Genomic DNA, 3,781 nt, shown 5'->3' on the forward strand with positions numbered 1-3,781 from the left:
GAAAATCGTCTACTGAGCGAATAAACCCGCTACTGAATGTTTTGTAGGCATCGGAGGCGGTCCAATCGGTAAAAACGGTTTTGTTCTCGTCGAGGTGCTTTAGAACAGCATCTAGCGCGTTGAATCCCAAATCTTCAAGGCTATCCTTAAATGATCCAACTCGCTCCTTGCTGGCCGGAGCCATCGATTGTGTATTACCAACCAATATTCCGGATTCGGTAATATTGAGGTCGAGCGATGGCGTTGCAAGAAAAAAGGTAAAGCGCGATAGCGCACTGCGGGTAAGGTCGAGTAGGGTGTCCCACTTTGCTGCATTCTCGGTTACGTTTAAACTTCCGCCTGAATATGAATCAAGCTTAGCCAATAGATCGCCTCCCATATAAGGTTGCAGATATTTTCGGGTAGCATCGGGAATAAACGGGTTGAAGTTCTCTGCGGATACCGTATTGGGTAGCCTCAGATACTTTTTGGCTTGGTCTATGGTAAGTAACATGGCTATGAGATTGTTTTTTTAGATCCGGTTCCTTGGTCTAGTGTGGTGAGTTCAATATCGGGAATGGTGAAGAAGATGTCAACAGGCCAATTATTGATAGCCTTTACAACATAAAGAGGCAGCAATAACCGATCTCTGAAAGGCTTCATCATTGCCTGCTTTATAATGAATAGTTCTCTGGCCTCAGTGCCATTAATGGTGGTGTTTTTGCCAGGCGCGGAACCAATTAAGGAGGGGTGAACGTTCATTCCATAACTTATTACATTAGATACCTCCTCAAGATCATCCAGGTATTCGCCACCAGCAAACTTGTTGTCAATAGCGGTAACGGTCATCATGGCTTCGCTTTTACCTTCTTTGTATTTAATATATGAAATTATTGATCTTCCGGTGTTTTTTGTGTCAGTTAGGAACTTATTTATGTCCTCTAGTTCCTTCACTCTCCGGGCTTTCTTTTTGTCAATATCAACAATTCCCTCTGCTTTGTAAAGAACGTCCCAGTAGTTATCGCTTAGCTGAACGTGATATTTAATGGTCATTTGATTCGCCATTAACGCCTTTTTAAACTCAACAATTTGTTGGGCAAAGTCATACCAACCGCTCGTAATTATACTTAGCCAGTAAGGCTTTTGATAGTAAAACTTACCTGGTGTTGGAAATGTAATTGGTATTACAAACCTATCACCACTTGGATTTCTAAGTGTTTTACCTTGATTGTCAGGTATTATTCCTCTTCGTATTTTTAAATCGCGAATAGGGTTCTTACTGTCAAGCAGAGGCGTTATGATAATGTCAGCTTCCTTTGGACTTTCACCCCACTTTGCAGAATAATAGTGATAGAGTATTTTCTTATTTACAGCATCAATTTCGCTAAATCTACTGAATGTAGCCTCTAAACTGTTCAACTCAGCAATTTTCCCTTCATATGAGAATACTAATTCTGCAAAAGCATTATACAAGAAGTTTAAATCTGTGCACTGCTCAAGGTAGTATCCGTTAATGTCGTTGTTTTCAAAAAACTCATTGATTTCAGCATTGTCATAAACCGGTTCAAGAACTAACTTCCCATTAACAACCGACCGCCTTACAGGCATTATTCCGCTTCCGTATGTCATTTGGATATTGAACAGAAGGTTGGATGCTACCATAGGGTTGGCTCCAACCTTGTCAATTAGCTCCATTGGGAATTTATTGGTATCTCCCCAAGGAACCATTTTGGGTTTATTCGCAACGGGTATAGGTCGCGCTACCGGAGATGGTGTTGCAACCAACTCAGCGGATGGCTTACCCATTTCTACAAATGCCGATGTTCCCGTTAGATAGGCTGTTGCTCCAAAATCAAATACTTCTTGGCTCATATAAATACCCTCTCTCCATTTAGTCGCATTACTAAAATTCTTCTTATCGTCCTAACTTCTTGGTTTGGAAATACAATGGTTATAGTTTTCCTTTTCCCGGATGTGCTTGAACAAGTCACCCTTTGAGCCTCTACCATTACTCCGTTTTTTTTCCTAAAGGATATGTTAAACGCAATCTTCTTCCCGTTTGCATCTGTCCTAAGAATAATGGGGTCTAGCGCAGAAATGTGAATTGGCATCCGGTATTTTTTCTGCAATAAAGGAGAAGGAGAGATGGAAATAAAGGACAAATAAATTGAGCCTATTAAAGCACTGTATAATCACAAGATTTTTTAAATCCTATCGCTGCATTAAAATCAAATATTTCTCATATTTTTTCCTTCAACTACAAGAATTTGTGCCAATTGTATTTTTTTTTTCACAATTAAATAGTTTTTTGGACAGAGTAAACCCCGCGGCGCGCTGAATAAAAGTTGCAGCAACACAAACATGCAGCGTGTAATATGCTGCATGTTTGTATGTTAAATAACAAATTATTGAATTAAAACAAATTGGCCTAGGTTGCCAATTAATAGGTAAATGATATGGTATTCTCTACTAAGAACAGAAGTGCTGCAACTTATACATGCAACGGTAGGAAGGAGAGGGGTGCAATTATGCCCTTCATACTATGGCTTTGATGAAAAGAAAGATGTCGTGTTAATCATATCGAATGAGTAGAATGGATTGAAGTTCATGCCAACCCAAAGAGTATCCCAAGCATCAGTAACGTGGGTTTTTATCTCATCAGGATTATCGGGAGTATCTTCCTCCTTCTCCAGGCCTTTGTCTTTTTCAAACCCATTGCGGCCTACCTTGATACCTGCCTGCTCAAGGGCAAGCTTTAGATATTCATTGTTCTCTATGTTGAATGTTGGAAACAGGTAGTTCACATCTCCCTTCATGGACAGATCGATTAGCATGTGCTTCTGCTTATGACTCATTGCTTGCCCTAGGTATACAGGCTGCACCGTCCATCCGTGAGACTCAAGTGCTTTAATAACTATATCTGAAAAGGATTCGTCTGAGCTGGCGCTTGTAGCCACGGCGGTATGGTCATAGTAATACACAACCTGCTTGCTCTTATGGTGAACATAGTAACCACAAAACTTGGCAACCACTTCCTTAATCTTCTCTGGCGTTTTAACAAAGAAAGAAGAAAGGGTTCTCATCTCCCTGTCGAACTGCTGACCAACAACCAGGTTATTAATGCTTGAGTTGTAATCCAGGGCAATACACAACGGTCGTGATAGATCACAATCTGCATCGGCGAGGCATGTGCCCTCTGCTACCTTCCTGAAGTCGTAATCGCATGACTCAAGGAAGGAATTGTTATTCATAGAATAGAAGTGATTCTCGGTTAAAGATGAGTAGAACCCATTAGCCTTTCGTAGCAAGCGAACATTGCAAATGGATGTTAAGAATATAAGGCGAGGTAGATCGCGCTTCATTTGCTTAACGAACTCCTCTCCAACCACTTCGATGTTATCGAAGATGTCGTATTCCTTGTAGTAGATTGCCTTTGACCTAAATAGATCGAGGTCGCGCTGAATCTCAACTAACTTGCGCCTAACATAAGCAGTTTGGTATGGCTTAGCCTGGAATGCTATTTTTTCTCGGACCAACGCCTTTATCATTTCAATTAGCGCCGGATCCATTTGCTTCTCCTTCTCAAAAATCCACATTCCCATCTTGGATGTGGGCATATCGGTTGTATACATTACCGAGTGATGCCATGGATTGCTGCCAAAATATTGGAGGTTTCCACGATTGGCAGGGTTTACCTCCTCCTTAATCTTTTTAAAGTCGAGATACTTGGCCTCTGGTCCAAGCAGGTAATCTAAACTCATGGAGTTAGCCGACATGGCTCTGTCGAATGATAGGAGATGTG

3 protein-coding genes are annotated in these 3,781 nt (G+C 41.2%); all 3 read right to left on the reverse strand.

Going from position 1 to position 3,781, the window contains the following annotated elements:
* Positions 1-493, reverse strand: a 493-nt coding sequence (locus tag VMW01_16750) for a DUF6712 family protein (protein ID HUW07897.1), incomplete at its 3' end; no start/stop codon positions are given.
* Between the two features lie 2 nt (positions 494-495).
* Positions 496-1,674 (reverse strand): hypothetical protein, encoded by a 1,179-nt coding sequence (locus tag VMW01_16755; GenBank protein HUW07898.1) that lies wholly within the window; start codon positions 1,672-1,674, stop codon positions 496-498.
* A gap of 845 nt (positions 1,675-2,519) precedes the next feature.
* Positions 2,520-3,781, reverse strand: a 1,262-nt coding sequence (locus VMW01_16760) for a hypothetical protein (protein HUW07899.1), incomplete at its 5' end; no start/stop codon positions are given.

The organism is Williamwhitmania sp. (assembly GCA_035529935.1).
Lineage (GTDB): Bacteria > Bacteroidota > Bacteroidia > Bacteroidales > Williamwhitmaniaceae > Williamwhitmania.